2 protein-coding genes are annotated in these 1,792 nt (G+C 40.1%); both read left to right on the top strand.

The genetic code is table 11. From position 1 onward, the window contains the following. On the top strand, nt 1-357 hold a 357-nt coding region (locus H5072_RS18490), incomplete at its 5' end, for a flagellar basal body rod C-terminal domain-containing protein (protein WP_310735902.1). A 2-nt stretch (nt 358-359) separates the two neighbouring features. Continuing rightward, complete coding sequence (gene flgL / locus H5072_RS18485; RefSeq protein WP_182694394.1) at nt 360-1,613, top strand: flagellar hook-associated protein FlgL; 1,254 nt, start codon at nt 360-362, stop codon at nt 1,611-1,613. Nucleotides 1,614-1,792: the final 179 nt, after the last annotated feature.

Here is a 1,792-nt window from a genome sequence, read left to right as displayed (position 1 = left end):
GAAGGCGGCTTTGATGATAACCGTAATGGCTTAAAATTAGCTGATTTACAAAATGGTGAGTTAGTACGCTTAAACGTAGAAACAACAGCAACGGCCGACAACCATAAAACGTTCAACCAAGCTTATTCAGGATTAGTGAGTGATATAGGTGTTATAACCGGCCAAGCAATCACAAGTGGGGCTGCATTTGATGCTCTAGCACAGCAATCTGAGGCATGGTACGAGTCGTTATCTGGAGTAAACCTAGATGAAGAGGCCGCAAATTTACTGCGTTTTCAACAATCATATTCAGCATCAGCACAAGTTTTAGCAGCAGCTCAAGAAATTTTTGACACCTTATTAAATGCGGCGAGGTAATTATGCGTTTATCAAATAATTTAATGTACCAAAACAACATAAATAAAATACTCGACAACCAACAAGGTGTTGCAAATGCTCAAGAGCGAGTAACAACAGGTGAAAAGTATTTAACCACCTCAGAAGCACCAGCTGCTATTTCGCAAGCTATGCTCTATTCAAATAAAATACAAACGAATGAGCAATATACTAAAAATATCGATCAGCTAAATGGCCGCCTAGAAACAGAAGAAAGCGTATTACAAAGCATAAATAGTAATATTCAACAAGCGCAAGAGCTCACTATTCAAGCAGGTAATGGTGCATATACTAAAGATGATTTAAAGACGTTTGCATCAGAACTTAGTGGCATTCAGCAAACGTTAGCTAACTTAATGAACACCCGCTCAGAAGACGGAAAGTTCATATTTTCAGGATACCAAGACAGCACGCAGCCGTATCAGTTTGATTCTGCGGCGGGTGAGTACACCTATAATGGCGACCAGGGCCAGCACCAGATAACTATAGCTGAAGGTGTTTCAATTAAGGCAAGTGATAACGGCTTTGATACGTTTGAAAAAACTAACGCGCGATTAAATGTAGAATCTAACACGGCAAGTGTTTCAGGCTCTATTACAGCGGCAAGTGTATATGTTGACGGCCAAGCTGAGTTTGACAAGTTTCATCAAGCAAATTACAACGCAGACCCAACAGCTCTAGCAACTGCAAATACATATAGTGTATTAGTAAGCGCAGGGGCTACAGCAACGGATCCACAAACATACGAAATATACCGAGACGGCGCAGCATTAACCCCCGCAGTAACAGGTGAAGTTACTGATGAGCCTATCGATTTTGCAGGTATGAAAATTGAATTTGAAGGCACAGCACCAGGTCAACTCGATTTTAGCCTTGAAAAACCAGGCAAAGAAAACGTACTCAATACACTACAAGCACTTATTACCGGCCTTAACGATGGCACACTTGAAGGTGATGACTTTCAGCAAGTACTTGCTGATGGCTTAGTGCAATTACAAAACGCCAGTGAGCAAGTCGTGTTTACCCAAGCAAGTTTAGGTGGGCGTATGAATGCACTTGAAAGAGTAAGTGATTCAAACTTAGCACTCGATATTCAAAATAAAAGTAATCGCTCTAACTTAGTTGAAGTTGATATGGCAGAAGCTATTAGCGAACTGACTAAGCAAGAAACGGCACTGCAAGCATCGCAAGCAACTTTTGGCCGTTTAACTAACCTTTCATTATTCGATTACTTATAAGCAAGTTATGAGCAGATTGTAAGCAGAAATACCTTGCCGCTTAACCTACTTTAAAGCGGCAATACTTTGCGGCAAAAATTGGCTACAAAACCGCGGCAAAAAAATGTCACCCCCTTCTAAATAACTTCACTAATTATTTACAATTCAGAGAAATATATTTTTGTCTATATAAAACAATC

This window comes from Pseudoalteromonas sp. SR45-5 (assembly GCF_014163565.1).
Taxonomy (GTDB): domain Bacteria; phylum Pseudomonadota; class Gammaproteobacteria; order Enterobacterales; family Alteromonadaceae; genus Pseudoalteromonas; species Pseudoalteromonas distincta.
Note: the sequence above shows the minus strand (reverse complement) of the source record. Positions and strands in the feature narration are given on the sequence as shown.

Bases quoted from the DNA above. Each gene is read 5' to 3' on its own strand.
- flgL (WP_182694394.1), top strand. From the start codon at position 360: ATGCGTTTATCAAATAATTTAATGTACCAAAACAACATAAATAAAATA.